The following is a 16,913-nucleotide window of genomic DNA, read 5'->3' on the forward strand; positions in this document are numbered from 1 at the left end:
TCGGCGTTCCTTGGCGGTTCGGTTCGGGGTGCTCCGCGTCCCGCTCCCGGCGTCGCGGCGGGTCTCAGCGAGCCGGGGCCGTGGGTCGGGCGGCGACGTCGTCGCCGAGGTAAATGGTCATCGCCGCCTTGATGCCCGGCCGCAGCTCGAAGGAGGAGTTCTCGAACTCGGCCCGGATCCGCACGGCGCTTTCGCCGACGGCCTGGACGTTGGGGTCGATGAACTTGACGACGCCGCGGAATGTCTTTCGCTCGATCGGCTGGTCGCCTCGGCTCCCTTCCAGACGCGGCTGGATCTCGACCACCTGGCCGACTTTTATCCGGGAGTAATAGTCGATCGGTACGAACGCGGTGGCTGAAAGACGCGACAGGTTGCCGATCTGGACGACCGCCTCATTGGCCCGGACGCTCTCGCCCGGTTCCTTGTAGCGCTTGATGACGATTCCCGCGAACGGGGCCGCGATGGTGTGCTCCTTGAGCATCTGGACGGCCAGGGCCAGTTCGGCCTCATTGATGGCGTCCTGCTCCATGGCCTCGCGAAGCTGAGCCTCGGCGACCTTGGCCTCGCCCTCGGCCTTGGTCATCTCCTCCTGGGAGACACTGTCAGGACGGTACTTGATGAGGCGGCGGTTGCGGGCGACGACCGACGCGGCGACTTCCATGGCGGCCTTGGCCTTCATGGCCGGCCCCTCGTTCTCGGCCGTGAGCTTCGCCTTGGCGACGGTCAGCTCCGCGATCTCCTTGTGGATCGCTCCGATCACGGCCCCCTCCTGGACGGAGTCGCCGTAGGTGATCTCCATTTTCTCGATGACCCCCTCGCGGAGGGCGGCGACGTCCGACTTCTCGATCCAGTCGATGGTGGCGAGCTGATCGTGGGAGTCGAGGACGAGGGTGGCGGCGGACGGCGACTGGCCGGCCCCTCCCTGACCGAAGGAGGCGACGGAGAGGGTCGCCAGAGCGCTCAGGGCCACGGACGCTGCGGTCTTCAGGGGCGACATAAGGGGCGAACCTCCACTCGGGTCGATCGATTCATGCGGTGTGGGGGAAGGCGGCCCGGCCGACGCGCCGGGCCGCGGTGGGTTCGGGTGAGTGCGGTCTCACTGAAGGAACGGCCAGCGGAAGAGGACCGACTCGTGCCACACCTGGACGACCTTGCGGAACAGGACGTAGGCCAGGCGGGCGTCGCCGCAGTCGATCCGGGCGCGGACCTCGGCGCCGGGGCGGAACTCCTGGTTGCGGGCCAGGAACTCGTTGCGAACCGCGTCGCTGAAGCCGACGGTCACCTTGACCGTGTGCCGCTGCTCAGCGCTCTCGGTCTTGGTCTCGGCCTTGGAAGCGATCCGGCGGATGTAGCCCTGGTAGCGGTGCTCGGGCTCGGTCATCACCACGAAGTAGGCCGGGAGGGCCGAGCCGGCCGGCTTGGTTCCGGCGGCGACCTCGGCGTCGAGCTTGGACTTGGCGGCCAGGATCGGCCCCATGTCGTCGTCGGGGACCTCGACCTCCAGAATCCACTCGCCGTCGGTCGCGGCGACCTGGAGCAGTTCGGTGCCGATGTCGACGGGACGACCCATCAGGTTCTTCTTCACCTCCCAGGTCGTGACGATCCCGTCCTGAGGCGAGGTGATCGTCATCGCCTGGATCTGTTCCTTGGTGATCTCGATCTGCTCCCGGGCGCTCCGGGCGGTGAGAAGGGCCTCGGAATGCTGGGCCATCAACTGATAGGTTTCGCTGTTGTTCTGCGACGTCCGGTTGGTCGCCTCGATCTGGCGGCCCAGGATGTTCGCCTGGTTCTCCGCCTTGCCGAAGTCGGCCTGGAGCTTCTTCAGCTCCTTCTCAAGCTCCCGGCTGTCCAGTCGGGCGATCATCTCGCCCTTCGCGACGTGGTCGCCGTGCTCCTTGGGGACCTCCGCGATGATGCCCGGGTTGGGGGCGTAGACGATGCTCCGGTTCTCCGGCAGCAGCGAGCCCCGGCCCTCGATCCGGAGGTTCCAGGGGACCAGGGTCAACGCGCCGATCACTGTCACGACCAGAGCCAGGACGGCGAGGATCTTGGCCAGCGTCCGCCCCCGCAGCAGCCGCCAGGGGGAACCCATCGCCTTGAGGACCGGCCGGAGGAAGATCCGGTGGTGCTCCTGCGAGTTCCACAAGGCCGTCGACGAGTGCCGCGCGACGACCTCGGTCCGGGCGTGCATGTCGGTCGGGGCGATCTCGTCGCCGATCTGCTCGGCGACCAGGCAGCCGTAGGGAACCTTCTCCTTGCGTTCGGCCCCCTCTTCCTTCTCCGGCTTGTAGAGGAGGACGATCGCCAGGGCCTTGGAGCCCGACTCGTCGACGTAAAGCTCCAGAGCGTCGCGGATGTCCGGAGCGAAGCCCTCGGTGTGTCCGGTGTAGACCAGGTCGTCTCCCGAGCGGATGACGGCCTTGCAGAGCTTGGTCAGCTCGCGGACCTGGTTCGAGCGCTGTTCGACGACTTCCTGACCGCTGATGGCTTCCACCATCGTCCGGCCCGAGACCTTCATGGCGACGCTGAGGCGGTCGCAACCGACCAGCCGCTTGCCGTCGTTGACGACGGCGTAGGTCGTCTCCTTGAAGTCGAGCGTGTGGTGGACCTGGTGGGTGAACGTCTCCAACTGGTTCCAGAGCCGCTGCTGCGACACCATCTGCCGCATCTGGCGGTTCTTCAGATAGTTGGCCGCCAGGTCGGTGAGGTCGCCGACGAACCGAAGCGTGCTCTTCTGCTGGGCCGCCCGCCGGTTGGGATCCATCAGGATCTCAAGCAGACCGACGACCTGCTTATCAACAATAAGGGGAGCCAGGATGATCGCCAGGTGCGTGGGGTTGAACGCCTGCGGCATCCCCTCGATCACTGCACCGGGCGGAATCACCTGCGGCTGAGAGGCCTGGATCATGCAGCCCAGCAACTGGTCGTGCGGGGCCGTCTTGACCCGGCCGTCCATCAGGCCGGTCTGGGCGAATTCGAGCTGATACTGGAGCCGGAGCCCTCCCCGGCCGTCGAGGAGCCAGAACGCGCCGCCGGAGGCCGCGGTGGCCGCCACAGCCCGGTTGAGGAACTCGCCGTAGAACTCGTTCGGCTGGACGTCCGACTCGGCGAGGTCGGCGATCTCGGCCACCAACTTACGGATCTGGTTCTTCGTCTGCTCGAGCAGACCGGCGTCGATGGTTTCTTCCGGCATGGTGCCACCAGTTCGTTAAGGGGCCGGGGTCGGCGTCCTCCCCGGCGGGGTCGGTCCCACGCGCGAGGCCGCTTGACGAAGACAACGGGACGACCACTTCGACCATGTTCCTGACGTCATCGTCAGTTTTCCTGCCGCCCGACCGCATCTGCGACGCAAACCCAATCGTGTCCAGGAGGTTGAGTTCGAAATCGACATCAAAAAAGAAATAAAGCCGATCAAGTGGAGACGGCTAGCGGGCCGATGAATCGCCGCGTACGCACCACATCGAAAATCTGCCGCAGAGGGCCTCAACCAGGAGGCCCAGCTAAACCAGGAAAACGAGGGGGAATCGGCGGACACATGCGGTCCCAGTTGTTCCTTGCGCTGGCGTTGGGATGCATCGCGATCGGAGCGGCGGCCGAGGAGCCGAAGCCGCCCCGCGATCCGGCGGCCCGTCGCGCTCGGACGGATGCGGAGGCCGTCGACGCTCGCCTTCGAGAGCTGGAGGCCATGAACCGGGCGATCCTCGAACGCCTCGACCGATCCGAGCGCGAGCGCGAGGCGGCCGACGAACGCTATCGATCCCTGGAAGGAAAGTACGACGAGCTTCGCCGTCGAGTCAGCGCCGAGGGGACCGATGAGGAAGGGCCCGGCACGTCGTTGGAGGCTCTGCCGGACGCGGTGCCGGAAGCCGTCGAAGCCCGGCGGTCGAATCGGGCCGAGTACGAGCCGAGCGGCGACCTGGCCTCCGAGGGAAGTCGAAGGCCCGGCGTGGAGGACCTGGACCTCCAGGGGATCTTCGGCAGCGAGGGGTTCGGCTTCAAGAGCCTCGATGACGAGTATCAGCTTCGGTTCCGGGTCCTCGATCAGACCGACTTCAAGGTCTTCTCACCGGGCAACCAGGTGCCGGCCACTAGCGGCCTGTACATCCCCCGCGTCCGAATCTACTTCGAGGGAAACCTCACGCGGCTGTTCGACTACGAGGTCTCCATCCAGCGCAGCGTCGAGGGGGTCTGGGACCTGCTCGACGGCAACGTCGACATCAACATCGACCCTCGCTTCCGACTCAAGTTCGGCCGGACTCTGGTCCCCTACAGCTACGACTGGTACGACCACCTGGAGCAGTATTTCATCACCCCCGAGCGGTCGCTCTTTCCGCTCAATTTCGGCCTCTCGCGATCAGTGGGGTTGATGGCGCATGGACGCCTCTTCGACGGCCGGCTGCAGTACGCCGTCGGCGGCTTCGACGGCCACCTCGTCGGTCTGGCCGACGACAACACCACCCGCGACGTCGTCTCGTACATCAACACCCGGCCATTCCTGAGGTCTGAGGAATTCCCCCTCCTGCGCGACCTTAACCTGGGCATCTCCGGCTATATGGGCCAGCAGATCGCGCCGCAGGCGCCCTTGCCGATGCGAACCTCGATCCAGTCGTCCGAGAACGACGAGGCGGCCGCCCGGGCCAGCTCCGTGTTCCTCGAATGGGACGACCGCGCGTTTCTGCTGGGAGGCCACAGCGCTCTGGCGGCCCACATCGCCTGGTACGTCGGCGGCCTCTCCTTCGAGGCGGAGTGGCAGGGGAGCCGCGACCGCTACGCCCTCAGCGGCGGGCCCTTGCACCCGTTGTCGGTCCCGGTGAAGGGGAACCACTTCACGCTCGCCTACTTCCTCACCGGTGAGAAGGTCCGCGACCGCAGCCGCGTCGATCCCCTCCATCCCTTCGATCCGGCGAAGCACTCGTGGGGGCCCGGGGCGATCGAGCTGTTCGCCCGTTACAGCGAGCTTCAGCTTGGCGACGAGCTTTTCCGCGCCGGCCTGGCCGACCCCAACAAGTGGACCAACGGCATGGGCATGACCGACATCGGCCTGAACTGGTACCTGACGAGCTACATCAAGATCTACCTTGACTGGCAGCGGTCGTACTACGACACCCCCGTCCAGCTCAATGAGAACCTCCGCAGCCTCCGCAACGACCTCTTCTGGATCCGCGGCCAGCTCTACTACTGAGCCGAGAGCCGCGGCGAAGGCGGCTTGAGGCTTTGAGCGGCGATGTCGATAATTCCTGGTTCGGATCGGGGACGCGAAGAGCCCCATCGGATCGAGACACCGCTTGGCCGAGGTCGAGATTGAGCATCCTCCAGGACGGATCGAGAACGTCGTCATGAGCCGTCCCCATTCGCCCGCTCATGCGCTGGTTACGGGAGCCACCGGCCTGCTGGGAAGCCACCTCGTCGAGCGTCTGCGGGCGCGGGGCGACCACGTCCGGGCCCTCGTCCGCCCCTCCAGCGAGACGAGCTTCCTGGACGGGCTGGGCGTCGAGCCCGCGATCGGGGATCTGCTCGACCCCCAGGCCCTCGACCGTGCCCTGGAAGGCGTGGACGTGGTCTATCACTGCGCCGCGAAGGTCGGCGACTGGGGAGGCTGGTCGGAGTTCCAGGTCGGTTGCATCGACGCGACGCGGACGCTCGCCGAGGCCGCCCTCCGAGCGGGGGTCTCGCGATTCGTCCACGTCAGCTCGACGAGCGCCTACGGCCATCCCCGCGACCGCGAGGAGCCCGTTGACGAGTCGAACCCGCTGGGCGAGAACGTGTGGGTGCTCGACCATTACACCCGCAGCAAGGTCGAGTGCGAACGACTCCTCTGGAAGATGGCCGAGGACGATGGACTGCCCCTGACCGTGATCCGCCCTAGCTGGATCTTCGGCGAGCGCGACCGCACGACGATCCCCCGGATGATCCGCGAGTTCCGCTGGGGGCGGGTGTCGATCGTGGGCCGGGGAGACAACCCGCTGAGCGCGGTCTACGCGGGGGTCGTCGCCGACGCCATGATCCTGGCGGCCGACGACCCGGCCTCGATCGGCGAGGCGTACAACGTCACCAGCCATTCCGCCATCACCCAGCGGCAGTTCCTGGACATGCTGGCCGACGCGATCGGAGTGCGCCGGGTGACCTGGCGATACCCCTACTGGTACGCCTTCTACGGGGGGTTTTCGTTGGAGCTTCGCGAGCGGCTTTTGCGCAGTCCGAAGCCCCCTCGAGTGACGCGTTACGGAGCGTGGCTGCTGGGGCGTCGCCTGAGCTACAGCACCGAGAAAGCCCGGCGTAAGCTCGGCTGGACGCCCGCCCTGACCTATGAGGAGAGCCTCGGGAGGACGGTCCGCTGGTTCCTGGAAGACGAGGTCGCGCGAATCCCCCACCGCCGGACGCCGACGCTGGTGTCCGTCCGTCGGGCGCTCGGGGGATCGGTCAGAACGGCTCGGCAGGAACCGCCGGCTGAGCGGGCTTCCGCGTCGGGGCCGAGGGATTGGTCGCCTGCGGTGTCGTCGCGGGAGCCGTAGCCGGCGTTTCGGGAGCCGCGACGGCCGGTGGGACGGCGTGCTCGACCTGCAGAGCGCACCGGAAGCCGACGTAGTTGAGCCGCTTCTCAGGCGCGATCGGCTCGCGGCTCGACGCCGCGCCGAGCTTCCCCCCCTTCACGACGACGTCGTACTTGCCGGCCTTCGCCGCCGGTCCGGTCGGATCGTCGCTCACCTGGCCGGCGAGCGTCCGGTAGTAGTTGCGGTCGAAGGCGTCGGCCGTCCACTCCAGGACGTTGCCGGCGAGGTCGAAAACGTCGTAGGGCGATCGATCCTCGGGGAACGACTTGATTGGGTCGACCTGGCGCGGGACCCTCTTGCGGGAGTATTTCGGCGGGTCGTCGCCCCAGGGGTAGATGCGGCCGTCGGTGGTTCGGCCCGCGGCTTCCCACTGAGCCTCTGTGGGCAGGGCCTTGCCGGCCCACTCCGCGAAGGCCAGTGCATCGGCCTGGTTGACCATGACCATCGGCATCATGTCGGCCGTCTTGTCGTCGACCGCCGGCCAGGTCGTCGCCGGCTTGCCGCGGTAACGTGTCTCGCTGAGGAAGCGGCGGAACTGGCCAACGGTCACTTCGTGCTGGTCGATGTAATAGGCGGAGAGCCGGACCTTGTGCTCGGGCGAGGCGAATTGAGGGTCGCGTTCCTCTCCCATGAGGAAAACCCCGCCGGGGACGAAGACCATCGGCGCGCCGTCGCGGTCGCCGACGATCACCAGGGGCCAGCCGGAAGGGTCAAGGCCGGCCTCAGGACGAGAGGCGAACCCATTGGGCAGCCGTCGATCCACTGGTTCGCCGGGCGAAGCCTGCACGGTTGCGGGACGCGTCGAAGGGGCGACCACGTTCGCCTCGGCCGGGTTGACGGGCGGCACGAGGCTGGCGTTGCCACGAGCTTCGATCGTGGGCGTTCGGGCGTCGACCACCGCCGGCGGCGGCGTGGGCTCGACGGGAGCGGCTGGCGCGGGAGTCGCGGCGGCGACGGTCGGCCCTTCCAGAAACAGCGGGAGATTCTGGGCGGGCCGCTTCAGCGCTTCCAGCGCCTCGGCGGCGGTCCGGGTCTTGGGATAGGTCTTCGAGAGCTGTTCCAGCAGCGCGACCGCCTCGTCCGTCCGGCCGCGTCGGGCCGCGCCTTTCGCTCGCGCCAGCATCGCACGGGCCTCGGACTCCAGGTCCGGTTTTTCGGGGACGGGCGTCGCCTCGACGAGTGCGGCCTCGTCGGGGACGTCGGCGTCCATCGGGAACGGGTCGTAGATGAAGGTGTTGTAGACGATGTAGCCGAGCAGCCCCAGGACGAAGACGAAGAGGCCGCCCGTCGCCAGACGAACGCGTTGACGGGTCTCGTAGGTGTCGAGGACCGGCGTATCCTCGACGAGAACCTTCTTCTCCCCCTTCTCGTTCAACTCGGGCTTGGGCTTCAACCCGGTTTTGCGAGTCGCGCCTCCCTCGGCCTCGTCGCGACTGCGCGTGCGGCTGCGAGGGGGAGGAGGCGGCGGGGATTCAGCCTTGGCCTTGGGCGCCGGCTTCGCGACGGGCGGTTCTTCGTCGTCCGTCTCGGTCTTCCAGAGCCGAGGCAAGGGCTGTCCGGGTCCGCCAGGAGCCTTGGGCTTCGGGGGCGCCGGCGATTCGGCGTCGGCTGGATCGTCCTCTGGGGAGTCGACCAGATCGTATTCGTCGGGCGCATCGCCGTTCATGGTCCGAGTCTCGTCACGATTACGCGTCGGTGAACTGAGATGCTTTCAGGTTACTCGTCGACGTTCACCCCGCCCAGGCTTGATTGCGGATCTCAACCTAAATCATAGGCGACGGCTCAAGGCTGACCGTCCCCTTCCCGAGCGTTACAATCCAGTCCGGGTCGACAGTTCGAGCCAGGGAGCGACGACGATGCAAGAGCGCGTGTTTGGCCGGTTGGGGTGGGACGTCGGCGAGATCGGCTACGGAATGTGGGGCCTCGCCGGCTGGACGGGGAACGACGACGACGAGACCGCCGCCGCCCTGGAGCGGTCGGTGGCCCTCGGCTGCAACTTCTTCGACACCGCCTGGGGTTACGGCGCGGGGAAGAGCGAGCAGATCCTCGGCGGCCTTCTCAAGCGGCATCCTGAGAAGCGTCTCTACGCGGCCACCAAGATCCCGCCCAAGAATTTTCAGTGGCCCTCGCGCCGGGGGATGACGCTCGACGAGTGCTTCCCGCCCGACCACATCCGGGAATACACCGAGAAGTCCCTAACGAACCTGGGCGTCTCCACAATCGACCTCCAGCAGTTCCACGTCTGGGAAGACGCCTGGGCCGACGACGACCGCTGGCTTCGGACCGTCGAGGATCTGAAGCGCGAGGGACTCGTCCGGGGCTTCGGCGTGAGCGTCAATCGCTGGGAGCCGACGAACGTCCTGCGCACCCTCAAAACCGGCGCGATCGACGCGGTCCAGGTGATCTACAACATCTTCGACCAGGCCCCCGAGGACGAGTTGTTCCCCCTCTGCCGCGAGTTGAACGTGGCCGTGATCGCACGGGTCCCGTTCGATGAAGGGACGCTCACCGGCACCCTGACGAAGGAGACGAAGTGGCCCGAGGGGGACTGGCGGAACACGTACTTCGTCCCCGAGAACCTGTCGAGAAGCGTCGACCGCGCCGAGGCCCTTCGCCCCTTGATCCCCGCCGGCATGACGATGCCCGAGCTGGCGCTGCGGTTCATCCTGGACGAGCCGATGGTCTCGACGATCATCCCGGGAATGCGGAAGATCCGGAACGTGGAGGCCAACATCGCGGCGAGCGACGGCCACCGGCTGTCGGCGAACCTGAAGACAGAGCTTCGCGAGCACCGATGGGACCGGACGCCGACCTCCTGGTCGCAATAACCGTCGGATTACGAGCTTGACGGTTTCGTGCGGCTGATGCACGATCGCGGCCGCGCGGACCGTCCGCGCCGATCGGGAGGAACTGGACGCGAGGAGGCAAGGATGCCGCTCCTGGCCGCGTTGTTGACCGTTGTCATGGTCGGGCAGCAGTCCCCGGCGCCTGCGCCCTCGTCGCTCGCCCAGGCTGCGGCGGCTGACCTCATAAAGCCGCCGGTGATCCCGATAATCCAGTTCGAGATCCGCGAGGTCACCGTCTCCAGCCCCGACTGGCGGGGACGCATGCAGCCGAGGCTTCAGCCGATCGCCCGCGAGGAGGCGGTCTCCGCCTGGACCGTCGACTTCGAGGCGTTCCGCGAACTGCTTTCCGATCCGAAGGTCAACATCGTCCAGGCTCCGAAAATGTGGGCCAAGGTGGGTGACCCCGTCCGAATGACCAACGAAGAGAAGACGACCTACGTCGCGCGGGTCGAGCGGGTCTCCGACGGTCCTCCCAACGAGGGGACGCAGATCGCCTTCAAGCCTGAAACGGCCCAGGTCCACAACGGCGTCCGCGTCGAACTCACGAACACGCAGCTCAGGGGATCGGCTCTCTCCGCCCACGTCCTCATCCAGCAGAACCAACTGCTGGGGTTCATCTCGACGGGGTACACGGAAAGCGTCGTTCAGGCGAAAACCGACGACGCCGTCGAAAAGACGTCGCTTCTCGCCAAGCTTCGTCCCGAGCCCGACAAGACCGCCATCCGTGCGACGATCCAGATCCCCGAGGTCGCCTCTCGTCGCATCGAAGGCGACTGGCTGATTCCGTCCAACGGTTTCCTCCTCGTCAGCATGGGCCCGCACTCGCGGGGCGGCAAACTCGGCGGCAAAAGCTACGAAGAGCGCCTGATCCTCCTCACCGCCGTCGCAACGACCGAGGCGCCGCCACAGGCCCAACCTGCGGGGCCTTGATTTCCAGCGCATAATTCCAAGCTCACCGGTGGGCGCTGGGTGCCATCCCCAGGCTCGTCGTGGGCATGCGATCGGCGACGGTCGCTGTCTGATCCGATGCCGGTTCATGGCCACGCAAGCGTGGCCATGCCACCCGAGACAATCCCGCGAATCGGGCTCGCTCTGACCATGCGACAGTATCTGGAACTTCTCCGAGACGTCCGCGAAAACGGCCTGCGCAAGCCGACGCGGGCAGTGCTGCTCTCGACCGGGACCAAGATCGACGCCCTGAGCGTCTTCGGCCGGCAGATCCGGTTCGACCTGTCGGAAGGGTTCCCGCTGGTCACGACCAAGAAAACGGCCTTCAACGCGATCGCCCACGAGCTGATCTGGTTCCTTCGCGGCTCCACGAACATCGCCTACCTGCGCGAGCACAACGTCACTATCTGGGACGAGTGGGCCGACGAGGATGGCGAACTCGGCCCGGTTTACGGCAAACAGTGGCGGTCGTGGCTGGCCCCCGACGGCAGGGTCGTCGACCAGATTGCCGAAGTCGTCGCCGGCATCCGTGCGGTGATCGCCGATCCGACGGCCTCCGTAGGTCGGCGGCTCATCGTCTCGGCATGGAACCCGGCGGAGGTCGGCGAGATGGCCCTCCCCCCCTGCCACACGCTCTTCCAGTTCAGCGTGGCCGAGGGCCGGCTCTCCTGCCAGCTCTACCAGCGGTCGGCCGACCTGTTCCTGGGCGTCCCGTTCAACATCGCCAGTTACGCGTTGCTCACCCACCTAACGGCCCACGTCACCGGCCTTCAGCCGGGCGAGTTCGTCCACACCTTCGGCGACGCCCACATCTATACGAACCACCTCGACCAGGTCGACGAGCAGTTGACCCGCGAGCCCCTACCACTTCCCATGCTGGAGATCGCCCCCGAGGTCCGCGACCTGGCGCACGTGACGCGCGACCAGATCCGGCTGGTCGGGTACAGGTCCTGGCCTGCACTCCGGGGCGAGGTCGCCGTTTGAGCCTGTCGGGAAGGAGCCGGGCGTGGACGTGTCTCTCATCGTCGCCATGACGAAGGATCGGGTGATCGGCCGAGAGGGCGACCTCCCCTGGCGGCTGCCCCGCGACCTGAAGCACTTCCGCCGGCTGACGATGGGTAAGCCGATCATCATGGGCCGCAAGACCTATGAATCGCTCGGTCGGGCCCTCCCGGGCCGTCTCAACATCGTCCTGTCGAAAGGTTCGATCACGACGCCTGCAGGAGTCCTGCTCGCGCATTCCGCGTCGGAGGCCCTGGAGTTTGCCCGTCGCGAAGGCGCCGCCGAGGCCATGGTCATCGGCGGCGGTCAGGTCTACCGCGAGTTCCTCGATCGATGTCGGACGATTCACCTCACCCTGGTCGCCGGCGATTTCGAGGGAGATGCTTTCTTCCCAATCGACCCGCTCGACTCCCCCGATTGGCGGATCGTCCACGAGGAAGACTGGCCGGCCGACGCCGACAATCTGGTGGACGCCCGATACATCGTGCTGCAGCGTCGGCCCGACGCCTGAGCCTCAGAAGTTCGTGTCCTCCCGCGTGACGACGATCGTGCCGGCGATGTTCACGACGTAGATCGCATCCTTCTTGACCGTCTTGCCTGCCTTGGTCGTGATCGTGATTGGGACCTTCCAGCGAACGCCCGCGCCGACGGGCTCGCCGTCGCCCTCGACCACATACTCGGTGAGCTTGGACTTCTTGTCCCAATCGCCGTCGACGACGAGCATCGGGGGCGTCCCCTTGGTCAGTTCGTCCTTGGATTTGCCGCCCTTCCAGGCGTCGAGGGCCGTGATCAGGTGCTGCTTGGCGGCGGTGGGCTCGCTCTTCGGAGCCTCCTCGGCCTTGCCGCAGCCGAGGACGCCGAACAGCGGGGCGAGCGACAAGACGACCGGGGCGAGGAGGACGGTGCGTCGCAGGACCATGGCGAGCGATCTCCCTTCACGACCAGGCGACGTTTCCCGACGAACGCGGGCCGCCTGTTCTTTGGACGTGAGACACGACGATGATCGAGGTAGGATCGACGAGCGAGACCCGCGGCGCGGCGGGTGATCGAATCCAGGCTGCGTCGCCCTCCGAAGAACTCTATGCGAGGAGTCGCGCCGAGAAAAGTAGGAGACAGCCGGAGTCCGGGGCGGACGAGGAAAATATCAACGCTGGTCGCCCAACACCACGAGGGGAGGCGGCTCTGAGTGCCATGGCCACGCGAGCGCGGCGTTGGCAGGTGAACTGGCCGCAACGCGGTCGCATTACGCTCTGAGATCAGGCGACCGATCGACTGTGGGACGGTCAGCGGACCTTGGTCGCCTCGGCGCGCCCGAGCGCAGGAGCGGCACCGATCGTCACGATCTGCTCCGGCTCGCCTTGGGCTCCCGAGGAGCACTTGCCGCAAGCCGTCCCGCAGCTTCCCGACTTCTCACCGCCGACGCCTCGCCAGACGAGGCTCGCGAGATAACCGGCGGCCGCCAGAACCGCCCCAATCGCCACAACGTCTTGCCAGCCCATGAAGCACCTCCGCGATCAGGCGCCGAGCCAGGTCCCGATTTGATAGGTCAGGAAAGCCCCGACGTACGCCAGGGCCGTCATGTAGGCAAAGGAGAGGGCGGGCCAGGTCCAGCTTCCGGTCTCGCGCCAGATGACCGCCAACGTCGAGACGCACTGGGCGCAGAGGGCGAAGAAGACCATGACCGAGAGCGCGACCGGGATCGTGAACAGCGGCTTCCCCGAGTCCGGCCAGGTCGCCGATTGCAGGGCCTGGGAGAGCCGTCCTTCGCCCTCGTCCTCAACGTCCTCTCCCACGTCGAAGATCACGCCGAGCGTCGAGACGACGACCTCGCGGGCGGGGAACGAGGCAAGCGCCGCACTGCCGATCCGCCAGTCCCAGCCGAGGGGTTTGACGAGAGGCTCGATCAGGCGACCGGCCCGGCCAAGCAGACTCTGACGCTGCTGTGCGCCGGCGATATGGTTCTCGGCCGCCGCGACAGCGTCCTCGGCGTCAGCCGCCGCGGCGTCGTCGTTGGCGGCCTTCGCCGCTTCGAGACGGGCCTCGGCCCGCTCCCGGTCGGCGACCATCGGCGCGAGGTCTTCGTGCGAGAGTCGGGGGTAATACAGCAAGCCCCACATCACGACGGAGACGGCGAAGATGATGGTGCCGGCGTTGTAGAGAAAGTCCCAGCCGCGATCGAGCATCCGCCGCACGACGACGATCGGCGACGGCCACTGATACGCGGGCATCTCCATCAGGAAGACGGGCGTCGCGCTCCGGAGGAACGTCCGCTTCAGGATCAACGCGGCGAGGGCCGCGACGACCACGCCGACGAGATACATCGCCAGCAGCGTCAGCCCCTGAAGCTGGAGCCAGCCCCCCAGATACGCCCGCGCGGGGATGAACGCGCCGATCATGAGCGTGTAAACGGGGAGCCGGGCGGAGCAGCTCATCAAGGGAGCGATGAGGATCGTCGTCAGCCGGTCGCGACGGTTCTCGATTACGCGCGTCGCCATCACGCCCGGGATGGCGCAGGCGAACGACGAGAGCAGCGGGATGAACGACCTTCCGCTCAGGCCCACGCGGACCATGATCCGGTCCATCAAGTACGCGGCGCGGGCCAGGTAGCCGCACTCTTCCAGGATCGTCAGCAGGCCGATCAGGATGAGGATCTGCGGCAGGAAGATGACGACCGCCCCCACGCCGCCGATGATCCCACCGACCAGCAGGTCGCGGACCGGCCCTTCGGGCAAGGCCCCTTCGACCAGGCCGCCAAGGGCCTCGAAGCCGGCGTCGATCCAGTCCATGGGGACGGTCGCCCACGAGAAGACGGCGCTGAAGGTCAGCAGCATCACGGCCGCCAGGATCAGCGATCCCCAGAGCTTGTGAGTCAGCACCGAATCCAGCCGATCGGCGAACCGCGATCCGGTCTCGCCGGCGTGGGTGACGACCCCCTCGGTTGCGCGGGCGATCCAGGCGTATCGCGCGGTCGTCTCAACGTCCGGCGTCTTGCAGCCGACCTCGGCCAGTCGCTTGCGTGCCTCGTCGATCCGCGCCCGAAGTTGCAGGCGGTCGGGTTCGGCCAGGCCGATGCGGTCCTCGATGTGCGCCCCCACGTCCAGAAGCAGACGCTCGATCAGGTAACGTGGAAGCTGCCTGCCGTTCAGAACATCCGCAAGCCGGTCGACCTCGTTGCGGAAGGGCTCGGGAAAGACCTGAGGAACCGTCGGCGGCGGAGCGGCCCCGGCGCTCTCCACGGCGTCCTTGAGGGCTTCAAGCCCCTCGCCGCGGCGGGCCTGTATTGGGACGACTGGGACGCCCAGGCTTCGCGAAAGCCCTTCGGCGTCGACCTTCGTCCCCTCGGCCTCGGCCAGGTCGTTCATCGTCAGAGCGACGACCACCGGCCGACCCAGTTCCAGGGCCTGGCCGACGAGATAGAGGTTGCGCGAGAGGTTCCCAGCCGACGCCACGCAGACGACCACGTCCGGCGGGGCGACGTCGGACTGACGGCCGAGCAGAACGTCCACCGTCACCATTTCATCGGGCGACCGCGGGGCGAGGCTGTAGGTCCCGGGAAGGTCGACGAGCAGCCAGCGGCGGCCGTCGTGGACGACCTCGCCCACCTTCTTCTCAACCGTCACCCCAGGATAGTTGCCCACCTTCTGGGCCACCCCGGAAAGGGCTCCGAAGAGGGTCGACTTGCCGGTGTTCGGATTGCCCACCAGGGCGATCGTCCACGTCGTCTTGTCCGAGGCGACCGCCATGGCAGAGGGGTAAGCTCGCAAAGAGGAGAGGAAAAGGCGGCGTCCGCGAAGCTCAGGAAGCCATCGCGGGAACGGGAAGGCGAACGAGCACATGGGCCAGGTCGTCGCCGCGGAAACCGAGACGCTGTCCGGCCAGGCCGATAATGCAGGGGCTCCCCGGGCGGATCATCCGAACCCTCGCGCCGTCGATCAAACCCATCTCGCGGAGGCGATGCACGAGTTCCACATTCCCCATCACGCCTCCCACGCAGCCGGTCTCCCCGGCGCGCAGGAATGACAGCGGAACCATCTCCCCGGTCTCCTCGCTCTGCACCGCCGCCTGCGTCTTCATGCTCAGACCCCGAGCCTTCTGAGGGAAATTGAGATCGAATCTCAACTACAGAATTATAGCCGGTGGGATCCACGATGACAACGGGTTTCAACCCGTCAACACGGAGGCGTGGAGATGGAGGCTCAAGCGAGGGCCGGTTCGGCCTTCGCGGGGGTCGTCAGGAAACCGCGGCGGGCGTCCCGTTCCAGCTCGACGTATTCGAGGACGAACAGGGCGATCATGCCCAGTCGAACGCTCCACCGGAAGGCGTGCCAGACGGGGAGCGGGCTGCCGACGACTCGGTCCATGTACGCCACCGAGAGCACGCCGAAGATCGCCAGCCCGACCCAGGAGAATCGTTTCGGCGACGAGTCCGGCGACCACCCGATCCGCCGCAAAAGCATCGGCAGCAGGAAGATGCCGTCATAGGTCCCGTGGTAGGTCCAGAAGACGGCCGTCACTCCGGCGAGCGAGAACAGGCGGGCGCGGGGGGCGTTGCGATGGCGATAGAGCGTGATCGCACACACCGCCAGCAAGGTAAGCGGTACGACCGAGACGACCCAGGGAACACGGGTGCTCAGGGGGAGCACCCATTCCTGGATCGTATACATCCCAGCGGATAGGAAATAGCGGGCCACGGCCAGCCAGTCGCGGAACATTGAGAAAGGCTCGCGACCGATCCGGTAGGCGACGTAGAGCGTCGCCGCCGCATGCACGACCACCCCCGTCGCCAGGACCCGCCATTCGCGACGGATGACGGGGAGCAGAAACAGCGGCAGGCAGACGCTCGGCTTCATCAGAGCGAACCCCAGCGCAGCGCCTCGGGCCGGCCAGGAGAAGCGGGGATCGTCCACGACGAGCATCAGCGTCATCACCACCAGCGAGAACTGAGCCCGTTCCAACGTGGTGTAGACCGGCGTGTACAGGATCGCGACGATCAGGATCCACCAGAAATTGCCGGCCCTCTCCAGCGGGCTCGGGGGAGTCGGCCACATCCGGGCCAGCAAGGCGGCGAGCACCAGGATGAGCACAACGTCCAGGACGAACCACGCCCCCAGGGCCGAGGCGGGATCGCCGAGGAGGGCGAGCGTCGGCGTCAGGAAACCGATCGCCCCGGGAGGATATGTGGCCTCGGGAGGGCCCAACTCGGGGATCACGTCGGCCCGACGTTCCTCGGGAACCTCCGTCGGGATCCGCGAAACCCATTCGCCCTTCGGGTTGGCGACACCGTAGCGGGCGATCAGGATGTCCTTCGCCAGCGAGTAAGGATCGCGTCCCTCCTGGACGTAGCGAGCGACGGCCCATTCGCGGACGATGTCGCGCTCGTCATAGTTCCCGGAGCGACGAACGTCCCAGGCCGTCCAGCCGACCCACGCCGAGAAGACCGCCGCGACGGCGATGCGCCATCCTCTGCTCATGATCGCCCCATCCTCGTTGCCGCGACGTCACGGAGTCCGACGCCGCCTCGACATCCATGCCCTCTCCGGGCGAGCCCCGAGGTTAACGGTCGACC

14 protein-coding genes are annotated in these 16,913 nt (G+C 66.9%); 6 read left to right on the top strand and 8 right to left on the bottom strand.

What is annotated here, in order from left to right; translation table 11 throughout:
- Positions 1-64 precede the first annotated feature (64 nt).
- Together G5C50_RS04950 and G5C50_RS04955 are read right to left on the bottom strand one after the other, a co-directional pair.
- Positions 65-997: an efflux RND transporter periplasmic adaptor subunit gene (locus G5C50_RS04950; RefSeq protein WP_165065881.1), complete on the bottom strand. Its 933-nt coding sequence runs from the start codon at positions 995-997 to the stop codon at positions 65-67.
- Positions 998-1,096: 99 nt separating this feature from the next.
- The gene (locus G5C50_RS04955) at positions 1,097-3,193 is read right to left on the bottom strand and encodes an efflux RND transporter periplasmic adaptor subunit (protein ID WP_165065884.1); all 2,097 of its coding nucleotides are present in this window, start codon (positions 3,191-3,193) and stop codon (positions 1,097-1,099) included.
- Between the two features lie 342 nt (positions 3,194-3,535).
- Here G5C50_RS04955 and G5C50_RS04960 point away from each other — a divergent pair, with 342 nt between their 5' ends.
- Positions 3,536-5,182, top strand: a complete 1,647-nt coding sequence (locus G5C50_RS04960; RefSeq protein ID WP_165065887.1) for an OprO/OprP family phosphate-selective porin — start codon at positions 3,536-3,538, stop codon at positions 5,180-5,182.
- Positions 5,183-5,336: 154 nt separating this feature from the next.
- Complete coding sequence (locus G5C50_RS04965; RefSeq protein WP_165065890.1) at positions 5,337-6,512, top strand: NAD-dependent epimerase/dehydratase family protein; 1,176 nt, start codon at positions 5,337-5,339, stop codon at positions 6,510-6,512.
- On the opposite strand, the gene G5C50_RS04970 is transcribed toward G5C50_RS04965, so the two are convergent.
- Complete coding sequence (locus G5C50_RS04970) at positions 6,421-8,217, bottom strand: SUMF1/EgtB/PvdO family nonheme iron enzyme (RefSeq protein WP_165065892.1); 1,797 nt, start codon at positions 8,215-8,217, stop codon at positions 6,421-6,423. The genes G5C50_RS04965 and G5C50_RS04970 overlap by 92 nt on opposite strands.
- 190 nt (positions 8,218-8,407) lie before the next feature.
- On the opposite strand from G5C50_RS04970, the gene G5C50_RS04975 reads away from it, so the two are divergent.
- From G5C50_RS04975 to G5C50_RS04990, 4 genes are all read left to right on the top strand, one after another.
- Positions 8,408-9,379 (top strand): aldo/keto reductase, encoded by a 972-nt coding sequence (locus tag G5C50_RS04975; protein WP_165065895.1) that lies wholly within the window; start codon positions 8,408-8,410, stop codon positions 9,377-9,379.
- 102 nt (positions 9,380-9,481) lie between these two features.
- Positions 9,482-10,327 (top strand): hypothetical protein, encoded by an 846-nt coding sequence (locus G5C50_RS04980; protein ID WP_165065898.1) that lies wholly within the window; start codon positions 9,482-9,484, stop codon positions 10,325-10,327.
- A gap of 168 nt (positions 10,328-10,495) precedes the next feature.
- Positions 10,496-11,329: a thymidylate synthase gene (locus G5C50_RS04985; protein WP_165066494.1), complete on the top strand. Its 834-nt coding sequence runs from the start codon at positions 10,496-10,498 to the stop codon at positions 11,327-11,329.
- Between the two features lie 22 nt (positions 11,330-11,351).
- The gene (locus tag G5C50_RS04990) at positions 11,352-11,858 is read left to right on the top strand and encodes a dihydrofolate reductase (protein ID WP_165065901.1); all 507 of its coding nucleotides are present in this window, start codon (positions 11,352-11,354) and stop codon (positions 11,856-11,858) included.
- A gap of 3 nt (positions 11,859-11,861) precedes the next feature.
- Here the strand turns inward: G5C50_RS04990 and G5C50_RS04995 are convergent, their stop codons facing one another.
- From G5C50_RS04995 to G5C50_RS05015, 5 genes are all read right to left on the bottom strand, one after another.
- A complete protein-coding gene (locus G5C50_RS04995; protein ID WP_165065903.1) occupies positions 11,862-12,266 on the bottom strand; it encodes a hypothetical protein in 405 nt (134 codons plus the stop codon).
- A gap of 364 nt (positions 12,267-12,630) precedes the next feature.
- Positions 12,631-12,846: a hypothetical protein gene (locus tag G5C50_RS05000; RefSeq protein WP_165065906.1), complete on the bottom strand. Its 216-nt coding sequence runs from the start codon at positions 12,844-12,846 to the stop codon at positions 12,631-12,633.
- A 15-nt stretch (positions 12,847-12,861) separates the two neighbouring features.
- On the bottom strand, positions 12,862-15,090 hold the full coding sequence (gene feoB, locus G5C50_RS05005; RefSeq protein WP_165065909.1) for a ferrous iron transport protein B: 2,229 nt from the start codon (positions 15,088-15,090) through the stop codon (positions 12,862-12,864).
- Positions 15,091-15,142: 52 nt separating this feature from the next.
- Positions 15,143-15,421 carry a FeoA family protein gene (locus G5C50_RS05010; RefSeq protein ID WP_165065912.1) on the bottom strand — a complete coding sequence of 93 codons (279 nt, stop codon included), beginning with the start codon at positions 15,419-15,421 and terminating at the stop codon, positions 15,143-15,145.
- Between the two features lie 122 nt (positions 15,422-15,543).
- Entirely contained in the window at positions 15,544-16,818 is a 1,275-nt protein-coding gene (locus G5C50_RS05015) for a glycosyltransferase family 87 protein (RefSeq protein ID WP_165065915.1), read from the bottom strand.
- Positions 16,819-16,913: the final 95 nt, after the last annotated feature.

The organism is Paludisphaera rhizosphaerae, assembly GCF_011065895.1.
Classification (GTDB): Bacteria; Planctomycetota; Planctomycetia; order Isosphaerales; family Isosphaeraceae; genus Paludisphaera; species Paludisphaera rhizosphaerae.